The 1356-nt window shown below is 66.7% G+C and carries 1 protein-coding gene and 1 pseudogene; both read left to right on the top strand.

Annotated elements, in window-relative coordinates; genetic code table 11:
* Positions 1-926: 926 nt before the first annotated feature.
* A pseudogene (locus HMPREF0975_RS17430) lies at positions 927-1094 on the top strand (hypothetical protein); the annotation flags it as partial.
* 52 nt (positions 1095-1146) lie between these two features.
* Positions 1147-1356: transposase (locus tag HMPREF0975_RS17425; RefSeq protein WP_442852338.1), on the top strand; the 210-nt coding region annotated here is incomplete at its 3' end.

Here is a 1356-nt window from a genome sequence, read left to right as displayed (position 1 = left end):
AAGGACTGACACTGATGACTGCTACTGATGATGACAACAGGGCTTCTGCTGGTGGTCGGGATGTGGTCGGCCAGCTGCGCTCGGCTGGGGCTCTGGATGGCTTGTTTGAGCAGAGCTGGTGCCGGGCAGGTGAGCATGACCGGGACTGATGGTCTGCTGCCGGCACTGCACCAAGGGAGGCCTTGGAGAGGGGCCTGGCCGCTTGGCTTGAGCGAGCACCTGGGTTACGACAGGGGCGAGCCAACCTCCCAGGCTCGTGGTAACGCCAGAAACGGAACCACGTCCAAGACGGTGGACTCGTCAGGATGGGGCCCTTCGAGATCGGGGTGCCCCGGGACCGGGCCGGGACCTTCACCCCGCGCCCGGGTAGCGCCAAGGGCCAGCGCCGTCTGGACGGCCTCGATGCGTGTGAATCACCAGGCCTGATGCGCCGGTGGAATGACGGTGCGGGATATCCAGCACCACCTGGCCTCCACGCTCAGCGCGGGCGCTCAGCGTGGGGACCATTTCGAGGATCACCGACGCGGTAGCCGATGCTGTCCTGGAGTGGCAGCGCCGCCCGCTGGAGGAGTCCTCTTCCCGGTGGTCTACCACGGGCGCGATTCGGGCCGATGGTCCGCGCCTGTTCACCGGGTCGCCTCCCGCTCGGCTCACATCGCGGTCGGGGCGAGGGATGGACGGCTGTCAAGCACGTGGCTTAAGTATCTGGGCCCCGGGCCCGGGGAGGGAGCCTCCCTCAAGGGCGGCTCGTGTGCGCTGAGCTGGCCAACAGGGGCGTCAAGGACGTGCTGATCGTAGAAGGGGGCACCTCCCGCACGGGAGCGAAGCGCGCGGGGGAATGTGACGGGCTCACCGGCCTTCCCGAAGCGATCGCAGGCGGTCCTGGCCCCAGGCCACGGTCCAGACCTGTGTGGTCCACCTGATCCGTGCCCCTGGATGCGGTTCGTCTCCTACGGGGGAGAGCCGGAAGGTCGCGGCCGCTCTCAAGGCCGATCTGCACCGCTCCGAACCAGGAGGCCGCCTGGCAGGCTCTGACCGACTTCTCCGAGTCCGACATGGGGGTCAAGTACCCCCAGACGGTGACGACCTGGGAGCGGGCCTGGGAGCGATTCACTCCCTTCCTGGACTTCCCTCCGATGCTCAGGCGTGTCATCTCTCCCCCACTTCGTGGGAGGTACCCCCTCCACCAACAGTATCGAGACTGCGAGCTACCAGCTGCGCAAGGTTTCCAAGAACCGCGGCCACTTCCCCTCCGATGAGGCGGTGATCAAGCTGCTGTGGCTGGCGATCTGCGACACCCGTGGACAAGCGAGCCCGAGAACGCGACAAGGAGAAAGGACTGCCAGCATCCAAGCG

Origin of the sequence: Actinomyces sp. oral taxon 849 str. F0330, from assembly GCF_000239715.1 — a bacterium.
GTDB classification, from domain to species: domain Bacteria; phylum Actinomycetota; class Actinomycetes; order Actinomycetales; family Actinomycetaceae; genus Actinomyces; species Actinomyces johnsonii.
This window is presented reverse-complemented; position numbering and strand designations above follow the sequence as displayed.